This is a genomic window from Arthrobacter sp. Hor0625 (assembly GCF_052567525.1).
In genome coordinates, this window is the sequence record NZ_CP199586.1 from 3,315,081 (window position 1) to 3,332,463 (window position 17,383).

General features: G+C 68.9%; 13 protein-coding genes. 7 read left to right on the forward strand and 6 right to left on the reverse strand.

The genetic code is table 11. The annotated features are described in order from the left end of the window. Window positions 1–1,596, reverse strand: a complete 1,596-nt coding sequence (locus tag ACTWLI_RS15250) for a cytochrome ubiquinol oxidase subunit I (protein WP_445154605.1) — start codon at window positions 1,594–1,596, stop codon at window positions 1–3. 277 nt (window positions 1,597–1,873) lie between these two features. Between ACTWLI_RS15250 and ACTWLI_RS15255 the strand changes: the two genes are divergently transcribed. After that, a complete protein-coding gene (locus ACTWLI_RS15255) occupies window positions 1,874–2,260 on the forward strand; it encodes a BlaI/MecI/CopY family transcriptional regulator (protein WP_445154606.1) in 387 nt (128 codons plus the stop codon). Between the two features lie 6 nt (window positions 2,261–2,266). Then, window positions 2,267–3,256, forward strand: a complete 990-nt coding sequence (locus ACTWLI_RS15260; RefSeq protein WP_445154607.1) for a M56 family metallopeptidase — start codon at window positions 2,267–2,269, stop codon at window positions 3,254–3,256. A gap of 109 nt (window positions 3,257–3,365) precedes the next feature. Here ACTWLI_RS15260 and ACTWLI_RS15265 read toward each other — a convergent pair whose 3' ends face one another. Beyond that, window positions 3,366–5,474, reverse strand: a complete 2,109-nt coding sequence (locus tag ACTWLI_RS15265) for a DNA gyrase/topoisomerase IV subunit B (RefSeq protein ID WP_445154608.1) — start codon at window positions 5,472–5,474, stop codon at window positions 3,366–3,368. Between the two features lie 215 nt (window positions 5,475–5,689). Here ACTWLI_RS15265 and ACTWLI_RS15270 point away from each other — a divergent pair, with 215 nt between their 5' ends. Beyond that, complete coding sequence (locus tag ACTWLI_RS15270; RefSeq protein ID WP_056739875.1) at window positions 5,690–5,911, forward strand: DUF7455 domain-containing protein; 222 nt, start codon at window positions 5,690–5,692, stop codon at window positions 5,909–5,911. A gap of 187 nt (window positions 5,912–6,098) precedes the next feature. Here the strand turns inward: ACTWLI_RS15270 and ACTWLI_RS15275 are convergent, their stop codons facing one another. From ACTWLI_RS15275 to ACTWLI_RS15290, 4 genes are all read right to left on the reverse strand, one after another. Next, a complete protein-coding gene (locus ACTWLI_RS15275; protein WP_445154609.1) occupies window positions 6,099–7,433 on the reverse strand; it encodes an RNA polymerase sigma factor in 1,335 nt (444 codons plus the stop codon). Between the two features lie 315 nt (window positions 7,434–7,748). Next, entirely contained in the window at window positions 7,749–9,041 is a 1,293-nt protein-coding gene (locus ACTWLI_RS15280; protein WP_445154610.1) for a DUF4192 family protein, read from the reverse strand. Window positions 9,042–9,106: 65 nt separating this feature from the next. Beyond that, a complete protein-coding gene (locus ACTWLI_RS15285; RefSeq protein ID WP_445154611.1) occupies window positions 9,107–10,438 on the reverse strand; it encodes an MFS transporter in 1,332 nt (443 codons plus the stop codon). Window positions 10,439–10,473: 35 nt separating this feature from the next. Next, a complete protein-coding gene (locus ACTWLI_RS15290) occupies window positions 10,474–11,412 on the reverse strand; it encodes a proteasome assembly chaperone family protein (RefSeq protein ID WP_445154612.1) in 939 nt (312 codons plus the stop codon). A gap of 277 nt (window positions 11,413–11,689) precedes the next feature. Here ACTWLI_RS15290 and ACTWLI_RS15295 point away from each other — a divergent pair, with 277 nt between their 5' ends. From ACTWLI_RS15295 to ACTWLI_RS15310, 4 genes are all read left to right on the forward strand, one after another. Continuing rightward, the gene (locus ACTWLI_RS15295; RefSeq protein WP_445154613.1) at window positions 11,690–13,216 is read left to right on the forward strand and encodes a leucyl aminopeptidase; all 1,527 of its coding nucleotides are present in this window, start codon (window positions 11,690–11,692) and stop codon (window positions 13,214–13,216) included. 283 nt (window positions 13,217–13,499) lie between these two features. Further along, window positions 13,500–14,885, forward strand: coding sequence for a dihydrolipoyl dehydrogenase (gene lpdA, locus ACTWLI_RS15300; protein WP_056739886.1), 1,386 nt, complete (start codon window positions 13,500–13,502; stop codon window positions 14,883–14,885). Between the two features lie 123 nt (window positions 14,886–15,008). Continuing rightward, window positions 15,009–16,775, forward strand: coding sequence for a 2-oxoglutarate dehydrogenase, E2 component, dihydrolipoamide succinyltransferase (sucB, locus tag ACTWLI_RS15305; RefSeq protein ID WP_445154614.1), 1,767 nt, complete (start codon window positions 15,009–15,011; stop codon window positions 16,773–16,775). A gap of 156 nt (window positions 16,776–16,931) precedes the next feature. Continuing rightward, on the forward strand, window positions 16,932–17,282 hold the full coding sequence (locus ACTWLI_RS15310) for a hypothetical protein (RefSeq protein WP_056739890.1): 351 nt from the start codon (window positions 16,932–16,934) through the stop codon (window positions 17,280–17,282). The last annotated feature ends 101 nt before the right edge of the window (window positions 17,283–17,383 follow it).

The following is a 17,383-nucleotide window of genomic DNA, read 5'->3' on the forward strand; positions in this document are numbered from 1 at the left end:
TTAGTAGGCGAAAGCCAGGACGTCGTCGGCACCGGGCTTGCCGGGGCCTGCGCCGGGGGTCTGGTCCTCGTTCTCGTCGGCGGGGGCGTGCGCGAGTTCCGGCATCGCCGAGGCGACCCCGCCGCGGACGTACTTCACCAACAGCTTTACTTCGACCACCAGCAGCACCGCGTAGACGGCGGTCAGCACCACCAGCGACGTCAGCAGCTCCCCCGCGGAGACGCCCGGGGACACGGCGGCCGCGGTGAACATGAAGACCTGGTCGATGCCGCTAGGGTCCGGATTGGGTGCGACGACGAAGGGCTGCCGGCCCATTTCGGTGAAGATCCAGCCGGCGGCGTTGGCGCCGAAGGGGGCCAGGATGCCGAAGACGGCCAGCCGCATCAGCCCGCGTGAGGCCGGGACGGTCCCCTTGCGCGTCAGCCAGAGGGCGGCGAGGGCGGCGAGGGCGGCCACGCCGCCGAAGCCGATCATCATCCGGAAACCCCAGTAGGTGACTTCCATGACCGGGACGTACTGGATTTCCTTGCCGGCGCGGTCGCCGTAGATCGGGTTGTCCGGCAGGTGCGTGCCGTAGTCGGCCTTGTACTGGTCCAGAAGGCTGTTGACGCCCTTGACCTCGGTGGTGAAGTCGCCCTTGGCCAGGAAGGACAGCAGGCCGGGGACCTCGATCACGGCGACGACGTCGTCGCAGTTCTTGGAGCCGACGTTGCCGACGCTGAGGATGGAGAAGCCTGTGCCGTCGTGGCAGGCCGCCTCGGCCGCGGCCATCTTCATGGGCTGCTGGTCGAACATCAACTTGCCCTGCAGGTCGCCGGTGACGGCAGTCCCCGCGAAGGAGATCATCGCCACGACGGCGCCGATCCGCAGCGACCGGATCCAGACGGCGTGGTCCGCCCGGTCCCGGCCGGGAACGTCCGAGGAGCCGGGGACCACCCTGCCGTCCGGGCCTACGGTGTCCGTGCCGTCGTGCCGGCGCCGCCACAGGTGGTACCAGGAGATGCCGAGCAGGAAGGCTCCGGCGACGGCGAGGGCGCCGAAGAGGGTGTGCGGCACCGCGACCAGGGCGGTGTTGTTCGTGAAGACGGCCCAGGCGTCGGTCATCACCGGCCGGCCGTCGATCATTTCGACGCCGACAGGATGCTGCATCCAGCTGTTGGCCACGATGATGAAGTAGGCGGAGAAGACCGATCCGATGACGGCGATCCAGAGGCAGGCCAGGTGCACGGCGGGCTTGAGCTGCTTCCAGCCGAAGATCCACAGCCCCAGGAAGGTCGATTCGACGAAGAAGGCCAGCAGCGCCTCCATGGCCAGCGGCGCGCCGAACACGTCGCCGACGAAGCGGGAGTACTCGCTCCAGGCCATGCCGAACTGGAATTCCTGGACGATGCCGGTGGCCACGCCCATGATGAAGTTGATCAGGAAGAGCTTGCCCCAGAACTTCGTCATCCGCAGGTATTCGGGCCGGCCTGTGCGGTGCCAGAGGGTCTGGATCACCGCCACCACCAGGCCCAGGCCGATCGTCAGCGGCACCATCATGAAGTGGTAGACAGTGGTGATGCCGAATTGCCAGCGTGCAATTTCCAAGGCGTCCAAGGCAGTCCCTTTGGCTAGGTTCCCGAGAGATTTCTACAGTGCGTAGAACACTTACTTCTACAGAGTGTAGAACAACTGCGCACCGTCCTGCACCCCAGCGTGGCACGGCGCACAGCACCCCGCAATGACGGTCCCGGCCCTGCCGGCGACACGCCCGCCGACCCTGTTCTACTTCATGTAGAAAGTGCGTCGAAAAAGCGGTAAATTTAATCCGTAGTATTCACCAACTTCCCGGCGGCCCTGCCGCCCGGGGCGGCATTGACGAAGGACGTACGGAATGGCAAGTCTCGGCGAACTGGAACGGGCAGTCATGGACCTGCTCTGGGCGAGCCAGGAGGCTGCAACGGCGAACACCCTGCGGGACCTGCTGGCGCAGAGCACCCGGACCGCCGGCGGCACCGCCGGTCACGAGGGCAAGGACCTGGCCGTGACCACCGTGCTGACCGTCCTGTCCCGACTGGAGCGCAAAGGCCTCGTCGAGCGTGAGCGCGGCACCCGGCCGCACCGCTACCAGGCTGTCTCCAGCCGGGCGGACCACACCGCGGAACTCATGCACGAAGTGCTCGGCTCCGCCCCGGACCGCGAGGCCGTGCTGGCCCGCTTCATCGGTTCCGTAACGGCCACCGAAGCCGAGACGCTGCGCAAACTCCTGGGCCACAGCTAGCAGCGGATGTTCTGGACCTCATACTTTCTGGCGGTCCTGGCGATAGCACTGGCGTGGCCGGTGCCTATCCTCCTTTCCCGCGCCCAATGGCCGGCCCGCTCGCCGTTCACGGCAATGCTGCTCTGGCAGGCCATCGCCCTCGCCGGCGGCCTCTCGATGATCGGGGCCATGCTGGTCTACGGCCTGGAACCGATCGGCGACAACCTGCTGGCGGGCCTGAAGTCGCTGGCCGGAATGGTGTTCCGCAACGAGCCCACCACGGCGCTGGGCTTCTGGCACATCTTCGCCCTGTCCGCCGCGGCGCTGCTCAGCGCGCACCTGGTTTTCACCCTGCTGCTGACCTACTACAAGATCCAGCGGCAGCGGCGCCGGCACCGCGAACTGCTCGCGCTGCTGGCCTCCCCCTCGGCGGACGGCGCCCGGACCATGGTGATCAACCATGACTCGCCGGTGGCGTACTGCCTGCCCGGCGGGGCCCGTTCCGTCACCGTACTCTCGGACGGCCTGATGGCTGCCCTGGCCCCGGACGAACTGCGGGCCGTGCTGAGCCACGAAAACGCGCACCTGAACCAGCGCCACCACCTGCTGCTGTGGGCCTTCGCCGCCTGGCGGCAGGCCCTCCCCTGGCTGCCCACCACCCGCCTGGCCCAGGAGGCGGTTAACTCGCTGATCGAAATGCTGGCCGACGACGTCGCCCTGAAGACCGAGAGCAAGGCCACCCTGATCAAGGCGATCGCGATCGTGGCCAGCGGCTCGACGGCCGCGCCGGGCGCCCCCGCGGCCCGGATGGCTTTCGGTCCGGCGGAGTCCGACGGCGGCCAGCCCGGCGCTACCGGGGGCGCCGGCGCCCTGGTGACCACCGCCTCGCGGGTCAGCAGGCTGCTCTCGCCGCAGCCTCCCCTGCCGGAGGCGCTGCGCTACGCCGTCCTTGGCGCCTGCGTGCTGCTGCTGGCCGTGCCCACCGCGCTGCTGATCGTTCCCGGCCTGCTCGGCTGACCCGCCGCCCGGCCCGCGCGCCTGCGGCCCGCGGGCACGACGTCCTAGCGGCCCCGCGCCCGGCCGGCCGGGCACGGCCGGTCGGGCACGGCCGGCCGGGCCCGGCAGCTCAGGCGTCGATCCGCTCCCGGTCCAGGCTGGCCGCCCCGGCGATGATGAAGTCCTTGCGCGGCGCCACGTCGGAGCCCATCAGCAAGTCGAAGATCTCCTCGGCCTGCTTAGCGTTCTCGATCCCGACCTTGCGCAGGGTGCGGTGGCGGGGATCCATCGTGGTCTCGGCGAGCTGCTCGGCGTCCATTTCGCCCAGGCCCTTGTAGCGCTGGATGGGTTCCTTGTAGCGCTTGCCTTCCTTGGCGAGCCGGCCCAGCAGCGCGTGCAGTTCCGCCTCGGAGTAGGTGTAGATCATCTCGTTGGCCTTCTGGCCGGCGTTGATGACCTCCACCCGGTGCAGCGGGGGAACGGCCGCAAAGACCCGGCCCTCGTCGATCATCGGGCGCATGTAGCGGAAGAACAGGGTGAGCAGCAGCGTGCGGATGTGGGCGCCGTCGACGTCGGCGTCGGTCATCAGGATCACCTTGCCGTAGCGCGCGGCGCCGATATCGAAGCTGCGGCCCGACCCGGCCCCGACCACCTGGATCAGGGCGGCGCACTCGGCGTTGGAGAGCATGTCCCCCACCGAAGCCTTCTGGACGTTGAGGATCTTGCCGCGGATCGGCAGCAGCGCCTGGAAGTCCGAGGAACGGGCGAGCTTGGCGGTGCCGAGCGCCGAGTCGCCCTCGACGATGAACAGTTCCGAGCGGGCGACGTCGTCGGTGCGGCAGTCCGCGAGCTTGGTCGGCATCGAGGAGGTCTCCAGCGCGTTCTTGCGCCGCTGCGTCTCCTTGTGCACCCGCGCGGAGATCCGCGATTTCATCTCGCTGACGACCTTCTCCAGCAGCAGCGCCGACTGGGCCTTGTCGTTACGGTTGGAGGAGGTGAGCTTGGCGTTAATCTCGCGCTCGACGACCTTGGCCACGATGGCGCGGACCGCCGAGGTGCCCAGGATCTCCTTCGTCTGGCCCTCGAACTGCGGTTCGGCGAGCCGGACGGTCAGCACCGCGGTGAGGCCGGCGAAGATGTCGTCCTTTTCAATCTTGTCGTTGCCGGCCTTGAGCTTGCGGGCGTTCGCCTCCACCGCCTTGCGGAAGGTCTTGACCAGGGCCTGCTCGAAGCCGGACTGGTGCGTGCCGCCCTTAGGGGTGGAGATGATGTTGACGAAGCTGCGCACGGTGCTGTCGTAGCCGATGCCCCAGCGCAGGGCCACGTCCACCTCACAGTCCCGTTCCACCTCCGCCAGCTGGCTGTGCCCCCGTTCGTCCAGCACCGGGACCGTCTCCTTGAACTTGCCGGCGCCGTGGAGCCGCCAGACGTCGGTGACCGCCGGATCCGCGGCGAGGAATTCGACGAACTCGGAGATGCCGCCGTCGTGGTGGAAGACTTCCTCGTGCGGGCCGCCCTCGCCGGGCGTGCCGGACATCCTTCGTTCGTCGCGGACGGTGAGCTTCAGCCCGGGCACCAGGAAGGAGGTCTGGCGGGCGCGGGAGACCAGTTCGTCATAGGAGAACTTCGCGTCCGGAGTGAAGATCTGCCGGTCGGCCCAGTAACGGATCCGGGTGCCGGTCACGCCGCGCTTGGCCTTGCCGACGACGTCGAGCACCGAACCGTCGATGAACGGTTCGAACACCGCGCCCGGGTCGGGCCGGGTTCCCGGGTCCTTGAAACGGCCCGGTTCGCCGCGGCGGAAGGACATCTTGTAGGTCTTGCCGCCGCGGTCCACTTCGACGTCCAGCCGGGAGGACAGCGCGTTGACCACAGAGGCGCCGACGCCGTGCAGGCCGCCGGAGGCGGTGTAGGAGCCGCCGCCGAACTTGCCGCCGGCGTGCAGCTTGGTGAAGACGACCTCGACGCCGGTGAGCCCGGTCTTGGGTTCGACGTCGATCGGGATGCCGCGGCCGTCGTCGTGGATTTCCACCGAGTTGTCGGCGTGCAGGATGATCCGGATGTCGTGGCCGAAGCCGGCGAGGGCTTCATCGACCGAGTTGTCGATGATCTCCCAGAGGCAGTGCATGAGCCCGCGGGAGTCGGTAGACCCGATGTACATGCCCGGGCGCTTGCGGACGGCCTCGAGGCCCTCCAGCACGGAAAGGTGCCGGGCGGTGTAATCAGAACTTGGTGCCACGGGTCGGAAACTCCTTCGGGATGGAACGTGGAGACGCTCTTCCTAGGTTAGTCGGCCAGCCGCCCACCGCCCGGTTGCCACTCCCCGGCAGCCACCGGACGGGCCCGGCCGTTACGGAGCCGTGATACGCGGACAGCGAAAGTGTCCCATCCTTGCCATGGAACGGCGGCGAATGCTGGTTATATAGATGTACCGAACTACCAAGGAGGCCGAACATGACAACAGCAGTTGCGGACCGCACACTCACCACCGTTGACCGGTGCGATCGCTGCGGAGCCCAGGCATACGTCCGGGTTGTTCTCGAAGCCTCCGGCGGCGAGCTTCTTTTCTGCGCACACCACGCCCGGGCTGTCGAGCCGAACCTTCGGCCGCTCAGCTCCGACTGGCACGACGAGACGGCCCGTCTCCACGAGAAGGAGCCGGTCGCGGCCGACTAGGGCGCAGACATCAGCAGGACCCCCTCCGACCCGGAGGGGGTCCTGCTGCTTTAAGCCCTGGTTTGGCCGGCCTGCCTGAGCTGCACGCTCCCAGCTGCACGCCTTAACGCACGATGCGGGGCCACCGTGCGGCCGGGGTCCGAAGACCGACGGCGGCGCGGCGACCCCGCATTGCGGGACGCGGTTCCTAGTCCAGGTAGTCGCGCAGCACCTGGGAGCGGGAGGGGTGCCGCAGCTTCGACATGGTCTTCGATTCGATCTGGCGGATGCGTTCGCGGGTCACGCCGTAGACCTTTCCGATTTCGTCTAAAGTCTTCGGCTGGCCGTCGGTCAGGCCGAAGCGCATCGCGACGACGCCGGCTTCACGTTCAGAGAGCGTGTCCAGCACCGAGTGCAGCTGTTCCTGCAGCAAGGTGAAGCTGACGGCGTCGGCCGGGACGACCGCCTCGGAGTCCTCGATCAGGTCGCCGAACTCGGAGTCGCCGTCCTCGCCCAGCGGGGTGTGCAGCGAGATGGGTTCGCGGCCGTACTTCTGGACCTCGACGACCTTTTCGGGCGTCATGTCCAGCTCGAGGGCCAGTTCTTCGGGGGTGGGTTCGCGGCCGAGATCCTGGAGCATCTGGCGCTGGACGCGGGCCAGCTTGTTGATGACTTCCACCATGTGCACCGGGATGCGGATGGTGCGGGCCTGGTCGGCCATGGCGCGGGTGATGGCCTGGCGGATCCACCAGGTGGCGTAGGTGGAGAACTTGAAGCCCTTGGTGTAGTCGAACTTCTCGACCGCACGGATCAGGCCCAGGTTGCCTTCCTGGATCAGGTCAAGGAACAGCATGCCGCGGCCGGTGTAGCGCTTGGCCAGCGAGACCACGAGGCGGAGGTTGGCCTCCAGCAGGTGGTTCTTGGCGCGCTTGCCGTCGTGGATGACGAACTCGAGCTCGCGCTTGAGCTTGGGGTCCATGGACCCGTCGTCCGCGGCGAGCTTCTCCTCGGCGAACAGGCCGGCCTCGATGCGCAGGGCCAGGTCGACTTCCTGTTCGGCGTTCAGCAGGGCGACCTTGCCGATCTGCTTCAGGTAGTCCTTGACCGGGTCGGCGGTGGCCCCCGCGGACATGACCTGCTGGACCGGGGCGTCGTCGTCGTCGGCATCGGAGTAGACGAAGCCGGAGCCGGTGGCGGCTGTCGCTGCCTTGCCGGTTGCCTCTTCGCCCTCCTCGCCGAGGTCGGCGGCGTCGGGGGCTGCTTCATCGAGGTCCTCGTCGACCTCAATGTCTTCGGTGTCCTCATCGGAGGACTTGCCGGCGGCCTGGGCCGCGGCTTTGGCGCCGGGCTTGGGCCCGCGCTTCTTGGGCTCAGGCTTGGCGACTGCCGCGCCCGTGTCATCGCCCGCGGCGGCGGCTGCGTCTTTGGCTGCCTTGTTGGCAGCACGCGTGGCGGCACGCTTGGCGTTGGCCGCTGCCTTCTTCTCCTCGGGGGACAATACGGCCTGGTCGGCGGGTTCCTTCTTCGCGGAAGACGGGGTCACAGAAAACCTTTCTAGCGGCGGTCTGTGGAATCACCATACGGGCAACACCACTATGACCCTGTCAAGTCCGTGATTGACATCGCGTGCAATCACGTCCGGCAGAGCCACTTAGTAGAACTGCCGGAGCGACCGTAATGTTCCCTGTTTCCAAGGTTCGCTACTCGCACTCGATTCACGGACCCAACCGGGTCTCGCCAACCATTGTCTCACGATTTTCCGGATCAGGCCCTGCCGCGCTGCTGACCGCCCCCGCACGCTCCCGTCAGGACGGGTTCCCTCCCCCGCGGCAGGCGCGGGTCCCCGCCGCCTGCCCGGTCAGGCCGCATCCGGGTCGAACCGCTGCCAGGCCGCCTCCTTCCGGCCCGCCCAGCCGCACAGCGTGCCGCGGCGCACCAGTTCGGCCAGCAGTTCGGCCAGTCGGTAGCCGGGATGGGCCGCGGCGGCCGCGCGGAGCAGGGTGTCAGCGTAGGACCCCCGCCCCCGGCACCACTCGATCCAGGCCCGGCCGGTCAGCCCGGCGGCCCGGGATTCGCCGCCGCCGCAGGCTTCGAGCCGGGCGAGGAGGCGGTCCAGCTGCGCCAGCCGGGCCCAGTCCGGGACCGCCGGCTCCAGGCCCAGGAGCACCTCGCCGTAGCCGGGGGCCGGGAGAGCCGCCGAGGGACCGGCGTCCGGGAGCCCCGCCGTAGGGTAAGGGTCCGGGGCCGGATCCGGTCCCCGATCCGGTGCCGGCGGGAACCCCGGCAGCGGCGGCAGCCCGGCAGCCTGGCCCGGTCCGGCGTCGAAGCTGCCGAATTCCTCGGCGCCTGCCTCGGCGGCGCCGCGGCCGGCGGCCGCCAGCACCAGCACCGCATCGCGCCAGGGCGGCACGCACAGGGTCGCCCGCAGGTAGCCGGCCAGGTCTGACGGCAGGGCCGGTAGGCCTGCCCCGGGATCCGCGCAGGCGGCCAGCACGCGCTCCCACACGTCCAGCACGGCAGCGAACTGCGCCCGGTCCCGCCAGCGGCCGGAGAATGCCCGGCGCCAGTCCGCCTCGGCCGCCACCGCGGCGGGGTCCGGCTCCTCCGGCGGCTCCGCCGGCGTGCCGGCCGCCGGGGGCGCGCCGATGCGGCTGCCGCGGAAGACAAGCTCGGCGTTGAGCCTGCTGTTCCGGATCTCCTCGATGGGCCGGCCGGGCGGAGCGCAGCACGATGGATCGTTGCACAGGGCGCTGCGCCAGTAGTGTTCGCCGATCAGCCAGGCGTCCCGGACGGGCAGGCCGGCCGCGCCGAGGGTGCGCTGGAGTTGGGCCAGCAGCCGGTCCAGGGCGGCGGCGTCCGGCACCGCCCCCTCCGGGTCGCAGGGGTCCGGTGCGGTGAACACCGCCAGCAGGGTGCCGTCCGCATCCGGGTCGGACTCCAGGTAGCCGAGCACCGTGCGGGCGAAGGCCGCCAGGCCGGGGCCGCGGCACCGGGACGGGTCCGGCAGATCCAGGCGCAGCGTGGCCCCCAGGCGTTTTCCCTGCACGGTCATGGCCACCAGGCTGCTGGCGGGCCAGTAGCCCAGGGAGTGAGGGATAAAGCCGAGGATGTCCTCGGGGCCGGTCGCTTTGAGTTGCTCTGGAGCTGTCATAAGGCCAGCTTCGTCCGCACGGCGCGCCGCGGTCAGGCCCGGATGCCGCTATGTGGAGAACGTCCTCAGGGCGTGCGGCGGCGCTCGGCAACGAGCCGGCGCTGCCGGACCAGGGTGCGCAGCAGCGGCGGCACGATGACGCCCTGCGCGGCCATCTGCCGGCGCACCTTGCGGCGGGTGATGAGGATTGCTGCGGCCCCGCCGGCCAGCACGAGGAACTGGACGCTGAGGGCAATCCGGAACGCGCCGAGGCTGTACAGCCCCTCGGGCGAGAACCCGCCCAGATGCAGTGCGTCGAGGGCCAGCCCGATCAGGAAAATGGACATCAGCGCGGCGATAAAACCGCCCACGTTCACGATGCCGGTGGCGGTGCCGATCCGGTGCGCGGGATTGAACGTGCGGGCGAAATCGAACCCGATCATGGATCCGGGGCCGCCGATGGCGAGCACCACGACGAGCCCGGCGAGCAGCCACAGCGGGGACCGGGACGGCTGGAGCAGCACCGCGGCCCAGGCGGCCGCCGTCGCCGCGGAAATCAGCAGCACCATGGTGGAGCGCCGCAGCGGATGGCGGGCCACGAAGCTGCCCATCAGCGGTCCGGCGGCAATCGCGGCGGCCACGTACAGCGCCATCAGCGCCGATACGGTGGCGGTGTCCAGCCCCTGGGCCGAAATCAGGAAGGGGTACCCCCAGGTCATGGCGAAGACGGTGCCGCTGAACTGGACGGTGAAGTGGCTCCACAGTCCCAGCCGGGTCCCGGGCTGCCGCCAGGCGCGGGAGAGGGAGACCCCGGTGGCGCGCAGGCCCTGGGAAGGTTCCGGCGCCGGGTGCCCGGGCGGGGCGTCCTGGAGGAGCACCACCACGAGGACGACGGCGAGTGCGGCCATCGCGGCGAGGGTGAGGAAGGCGGGGGTCCAGCCGGCGGCGTGCAGGATCAGCGCGAACGGCACGACGGAGAAGAGCTGGCCCAGCTGGCCGGACATGCCGGTGAGCTGGGTCAGCAGCGGCACCCGGGCCGGGGCGAACCACAGCGGCACCAGGCGGATCACCGAAACGAAGGTCATGGCGTCCCCGGCGCCGACCAGGACCCGGCCCAGCACCCCGCCCGGGACGGTTGCGGTGAAGGCAAGCTGCAGCTGGCCAAGACCCATCAGCAGCGCCCCGCCGGCAATCATCGCCCGCGAGCCGAAGCGGTCCACCAACACGCCGACCGGGATCTGCAGGGCGGCGTAGACGAGCAGCTGCAGCACGGTGAAGAAGGAGATTTCGGCAGCGCTGGCGTGGAACCGCGCGGTGGCCTCGAGCCCGACCACGCCGAACGACGTGCGCTGGCTGACCGCCACCAGGTACGCGAAAACCCCGACGATCCAGATCAGCCAGGCGCGGGGGGAAGTCACCGTCCTATTATGCCCCTGCAGGCCTTATGTCGTATTTATTCGCCGGGTTCTTTACGGGCCAGGTACGCCTCGACGGCGGCGCCCAGGGCATCGGCGTTCGGGAGCTGGTCGTTCTCGTCCGCCAGCAGGGAACGCCGCACGGTGCCCTCGGCCTTTTCGTCGTAGCGGGTTTCGAGCCGCGCCACCACCTGCTGCACCTCTTCGGAGGCGGCGATCTGGTCGGCGATCTGCCGGCCCACTTCGCGTCCGGCCTCGCGCAGGCGGTCGGTCGGCAGCATCAGCGAGGTGGCCGCACCCAGATATTCCAGCCCGGCCACGGCGGCGGTCGGATACTCGGCCTCGGCGAGGTAGTGCGGGACGTGGATGACGTAGCCGGCGACGTTGCGGCCCGCGTCCTCGAGCCGAAGTTCCAGCAGGTGCCCGACGGCGGCCGGCACCTCAACGGTGGGTTTCCAGACCGAGATTCCCTCGATCAGTTCCTGACGGTTGCCGTGCACGGTGACGCCCACCGGGCGGGTGTGCGGCACCGGCATGGGGATGGAGTGGATCCAGGCGGCCAGGTTGACGTCCAGCTCCTCCACGATCCCCACGACGGCCCGGGCAAACCGTTCCCATTGCAGGTCCGGTTCGAAGCCGGCCAGCAGCAGGAAGGGCTTTCCCAGTCCGTCGACCATCCGGTAGAGCGACAGTTTGGGGGCCTGGTAGTCCTGCAGGTGGTCCTCGACAAAGCTCACCTGGGGCCGCCGTGAGCGGTAGTCGATCAGCTGGTCGGAGTCGAACTCGGCGAGGAGTTCGGAATCGAGGGTGTCGAGCAGTTCCGCGGTGATCTGCCGGACCACGTGGCCGGCGTCGGCGAAACCGGTGAAGCCCATCAGCAGGTTCAGCCCGCGCAGTTCCGGGCTGCGGAACAGCGCGTCGTCACGGACATAAAGCGTTGCGGGGTCCAGCAGGGAGCCGGAAATCCGTTCCATCACGGCATGTTCCTTTCGCGCGAGCAGGGTCGGCGGCCGGATCCGGCGCCGTTACCAGCTACAACGCGCCGCCGGCCGGGGTAATTCCGGTGCCGGGTGTGGGCCAGCTCTCATTAAATTGAATTCCGCCGCCGGGGAGAGACTACGATCGGAACTGGCCTGATCGATGGCCTGGGGACACCGGCGGGCGTGCAGCGCCGCAGGTGGACCGGGTACCCGTGGCAGGGCGCCGAACATGCAGATCCTGCCGAATAATCACACAGAATTGAGGACTGTCCTGGTGGTCAAGAATACCGAAGTCAAACTGAGCGCGGTCGCCGGCGACCTGAAGAAGTCGCCGTCGGACGCCCTCGTCGTGGGCGTGGGCCAGGGCGCGGACGGTCCCGTCCTGCTGGAGAACCCGCTCACGGCCAAGTCCGCCGAGGCGCTGGCCGAGTCGCTGGCGGCCCTGGGCCTCACCGGCGCCGCGGACCAGGCGCACCGCCTTCCGGGCCTGCCGGAGGCCGGCGCCGCGGTCCTCGTCCTCGCCGGCGTCGGCAAGGTCTCCCCCGGCACCCGGATCCCGGACGAGGCGTTGCGCCGCGCGGCCGGCTCGGCCGTGCGCCAGCTGGCAGGCGTTTCGACCGTGACCCTGGCCCTCCCGACGCCCGACGTCGCGGCCGTCGCCGCCGTCGCCGAGGGCGCCGCGATGGGTGCCTACTCCTTCACCGAACACCGCTCCACCAAAGACGGCCTCAAGGAACCGGTCAAGGCCGTGCGCATCCTCACCGACCTCGCCGCGGACAAGGCGCTGAAGCCGGTGCTGGAGCGGGCCTCGCTGATTGGCAAGGCCGTAAACGCGACCCGCTCGCTGGTCAACCAGCCGCCCAGCCACCTCTACCCGGAAACCTTCGCCGACGCGGCCAAGGAACTGGCCAAGGGCCTGCCGGTCAAGGTCACCGTCTGGGATGAGAAGCGCCTGGAAAAGGACGGCTTCGGCGGCATCCTCGGCGTCGGCAAGGGCTCCAGCCGGCAGCCGCGCCTGGTCAAGGTCGAATACGCCCCGGCGAAGGCCACCGCCAAAATCGCGCTCGTGGGCAAGGGGATCACCTTCGACACCGGCGGCATCTCGCTCAAGCCGCACCTGGGCATGGGCGAGATGAAGTCCGACATGGCGGGCGCCGCCGTCGTCCTCAACACCGTGCTGGCGCTGGCCGAACTCGGCCTTCCGGTCAAGGCGACCGCGTGGCTGTGCATCGCCGAGAACATGCCCTCGGGCACCGCCCAGCGCCCGGCCGACGTGATGACGATCTTCGGCGGCAAGACCGTCGAGGTCCTTAACACCGATGCCGAGGGCCGCCTGGTCATGGCCGACGGCATTGTGGCCGCCAGCCAGGAGTACCCGGACGCGATCATCGACGTCGCCACCCTCACCGGCGCGCAGCTGATTGCCCTTGGCGACCGCACGGCCGGTGTCATGGGCGCGGATACGGTCACCGGAGCCATCAAGGCCGCCGCGGACCGTGCCGGCGAGCTGGTCTGGCCGATGCCGCTGCCCGAGGAACTGCGTCCGAGCCTGGACTCCCAGGTCGCCGACATCGCCAACATCGGCGAACGCCACGGCGGCATGATGACGGCGGCGGTGTTCCTGCGCGAATTCGTCGGCAAGGACCGCAACGGCGAGCAGATCCCGTGGGCGCACATCGACATCGCCGGCCCGTCCTTCAACACCGGCAGCCCCTACGGCTACACGCACAAGCAGGGCACCGGCAGCACCGTGCGCACCCTGGTCGCCTACGTCGAGGACCTGCTGGCCGCAACCGCCTAGGCGTTCCCGCCGCAGCCACGGGTCCGCGCGGCCCCGTGGCCGGGGATGATCCCCCGGCCACAGGGCCGCGTGACTCTGGACACAAGCGCTCCACAAACGCCACGGCAAGGTGGAGCATGGATAGGTGGTTCGCTAAGGTGAACCGTAGTTTCAAAGCACACAGCTTCACAGAAGTAATTCCAAACGAAAGGGAACTGTCGCTGCTGGCATAATCACGGCAGTCAGGTTCCAAGACCAGATGATGCGTACTCTCGTGTCATCGTTCACGCGAGGGAGCGTTTTAGTGGCCGATCAGGCAACTGCGCAAGAATTCGACATCCTGGTACTCGGCGGCGGCAGCGGCGGTTACGCCACTGCCCTCCGCGCCGTACAGCTCGGCCTCACCGTCGGCCTGATTGAAAAGGGAAAGCTCGGCGGCACCTGCCTGCACAACGGCTGCATCCCCACCAAGGCCCTGCTGCACTCCGCGGAACTGGCCGACCACGCCCGTGACTCCGCCAAGTACGGCGTGAACGTCTCCCTGGACGGCATCGACATCAACGCCGTCAACGCCTACAAGGACGGCATCATCGCCGGCAAGTTCAAGGGCCTGCAGGGACTCATCAAGGGCAAGAAGGGCATCACCGTCATCGAGGGTGAGGGCAAGCTCCAGGGCACCGACACCGTCGTGGTGAACGGCACCGCGTACAAGGGCAAGAACATCGTCCTCGCGACCGGCTCCTACTCCCGCACCCTCCCCGGGCTGGAAATCGGCGGCAAGGTCATCACCTCCGACGAAGCCCTCACCATGGACTTCATCCCCAAGAGCGCCATCATCCTGGGCGGCGGCGTGATCGGCGTCGAGTTCGCCTCGGTCTGGAAGTCCTTCGGCGTCGACGTCACCATCATCGAAGGCCTGCCTTCCCTCGTCCCGAACGAGGACGCAACGATCGTCAAGGCGTTCGAGCGCGCGTTCAAGAAGCGCGGCATCAAGTTCTCCACCGGCACCTTCTTCCAGGGTGTGGAGCAGAACGCCGACGGCGTCAAGGTCACCCTGGTCGACGGCAAGACTTTCGAAGCCGACCTCATGCTGGTCGCCGTCGGCCGCGGCCCGGTCACGGCCAATCTCGGTTACGAGGAGGCAGGCCTGACGATCGACCGCGGCTTTGTCATCACGAACGAGCGCCTGCACACCGGCGTCGGCAACATCTACGCCGTCGGCGACATTGTCCCCGGCGTCCAGCTCGCACACCGCGGCTACCAGCAGGGCATCTTCGTCGCCGAGGAAATCGCCGGCCTCAAGCCGGTTGTCGTCGAGGACGTCAACATCCCCAAGGTCACCTACTCCGAGCCGGAAATCGCCACCGTCGGCTACACCGAAAAGGCCGCCAAGGCCAAGTTCGGCGACGACCAGATCCAGACCCAGGAGTACAACCTGGCCGGCAACGGCAAGAGCTCGATCCTGGGCACCTCCGGCCTGGTCAAGCTGGTCCGCCAGAAGGACGGCCCCGTCGTCGGCGTCCACATGATCGGCGCCCGCATGGGCGAGCAGATCGGCGAGGCCCAGCTGATCGTGAACTGGGAAGCCTACCCGGAGGACGTGGCGCAGCTGGTCCACGCCCACCCGACGCAGAACGAGGCCCTGGGCGAAGCGCACCTGGCCCTCGCCGGCAAGCCCCTGCACGGCTAAGCGTTCGCCGCAGCACCGCAAGACCCAGGGCTTAGTGCGCCCGGCCCGCAAATCCGGGTGCACTAAGCTCGAACCAGGCAGCAACCATCCGCACTAAAGATCAATAAGGAGAACGGGGACGACATGTCTGAATCCGTTAACTTGCCCGCCCTCGGTGAGAGCGTCACCGAAGGAACCGTCACCCGCTGGCTCAAGCAGGTCGGTGACCGGGTAGAGGTGGACGAGCCCCTGCTCGAAGTCTCCACCGACAAGGTCGACACCGAGATCCCCTCTCCGATCGCCGGCGTGATCGAAGAAATCCTCGTCGCCGAAGACGAGACCGCCGAAGTTGGAGCACCGCTGGTCCGGATCGGCGACGGCTCGGGCTCCGGCTCGGCCGACACCGCCGCTCCGGCGGCCGAGGAGGCGCCTGCGGAGGAAGCCCCCGCCGAGTCGCCGTCCGCTGCCGAGGCCCCGGCCCCCGAGGCGGAAACCCCCGCACCCGCCGCCGAGGCCGCTCCGGCCGCGCCCGCCGGCGAAGGCCACGAGGTCACCCTCCCCGCACTGGGCGAGAGCGTCACCGAGGGCACCGTCACCCGCTGGCTGAAGAGCGTCGGCGACACGGTCGAGGTCGACGAGCCGCTGCTGGAGGTCTCGACGGACAAGGTCGACACCGAGATCCCGTCCCCGGTTGCCGGTACCCTGCAGGAAATCCGCGTCGCGGAGGATGAGACGGCCGAGGTCGGCTCCGTCCTCGCCGTGATCGGCTCCGGCGCAGCCGCACCCGCGGCAGCCCCGGCCCCGGAGGCTCCCAAGCAGGAAGCTCCCAAGCAGGAAGCGCCGAAGCAGGAAGCGCCGGCCGCCCCCGCACCGGCCGCCCCGGCCCAGGAGGCTCCGAAGCAGGAAGCTCCCGCCGCCCCCGCCCCGGAAGCTCCCAAGCAGGAAGCTCCGAAGCAGGTTGCCCCGGCCGCCTCGGCTCCGGCCGAGTCCGGCTACGTCACTCCCCTGGTCCGCAAGCTCGCCAACCAGCAGGGCGTGGACATCGCGTCGCTGACCGGCACCGGCGTCGGCGGCCGCATCCGCAAGCAGGACGTGCTCGCCGCAGCCGAAGCCAAGGCAGCCCCCGCGGCCGCCGCACCGGCTCCGGCAGCAGCCGCATCGGCAGCGCCGTCGGCCGCCGCATCCTCGCTGCGCGGCACCGTGCAGAAGGCCCCGCGCATCCGCCAGGTCATCGCCCGCCGCATGCGTGAGTCGCTGGATGTCTCCACCCAGCTGACCCAGGTCCACGAGGTCGACATGACCAAGGTCGCCAAGCTGCGCGCCAAGGCCAAGAACTCGTTCCAGGCCCAGAACGGCTCCAAGCTGACGTTCCTGCCGTTCATCGCCAAGGCCGTCGCCGAGGCACTGAAGCAGCACCCGAAGCTGAACGCCTCCTACGACGAGGACGAGCAGGAGATCACCTACCACGACGCCGAGCACCTGGCGATTGCGGTGGACACCGACAAGGGCCTGCTGGTACCGGTCATCGCGGATGCCGGAAGCCTGAACCTCGCCGGCCTTTCCGGCAAGATCGCCGACGTCGCCGACCGCACCCGCAACGGCAAGATCGGTCCGGATGAGCTCTCCGGCGGCACGTTCAGCATCACCAACATCGGTTCGGTCGGGGCCCTGTTCGACACCCCGATCATCAACCAGCCGCAGGTTGCCATCCTGGGCACCGGCGCGATCGTCAAGCGCGCCGTCGTGGTCTCCGATGAGAACGGCGACGACTCGATCGCCATCCGCTCCATGATGTACCTCTCGCTGACGTACGACCACCGCCTGGTGGACGGTGCGGATGCCGGACGCTTCCTGCAGACGCTCAAGGCGCGGCTGGAAGAAGGCGCGTTCGAGGCCGACCTCGGTCTCTAGGCCCGATACAGCAATACCGACGGCGGCGGCCGTGCGGGCGGTGGGAAACCACAGCCGGCACGGCCGCCGCCGTTTGCGTGCCGCCCGCGGCGCCGGTTCCGTCGCCGCGGGCGGGTCCTACTACGGGGCGTAGAACCCCTTCGCTACACTGGTCCCATGAACATCGTCTATAACGTCATGGTCTTCCTGCACATCGTCGGCGCCGCCATGATCGTCGGCCTCTGGATCGGCCAGATGAAGAAGCCCACCGTCCACCCGCGCCAGTTCGACGGCGCAGCCCTCCAGCTCATTACCGGCATTGTGATGATGGGCCTCATCCCGGCCCTGGACATGGAGGCCAACTACTTCAAGCTCGGCATCAAGTTTGCGATCGCCCTCGCGGTGGCCGTGCTCGCGTTCATCGGCAGCCGCCGCTACAAGAAGGACGAGCCGGTCGGCAAGGCCCTCGCCCACGGCGTCGGCGGCCTGGCCCTGCTGAACGTCGCGATCGCCACGCTCTGGCAGTAGCCACTCCTTGACGACGACGGCGACGCACCCCGCGCGGGTGCGTCGCCGTCGTCGTTAACCTCCCGTACCCCGGCCGGGCCTGTGCGGTTGTATGACTTCTC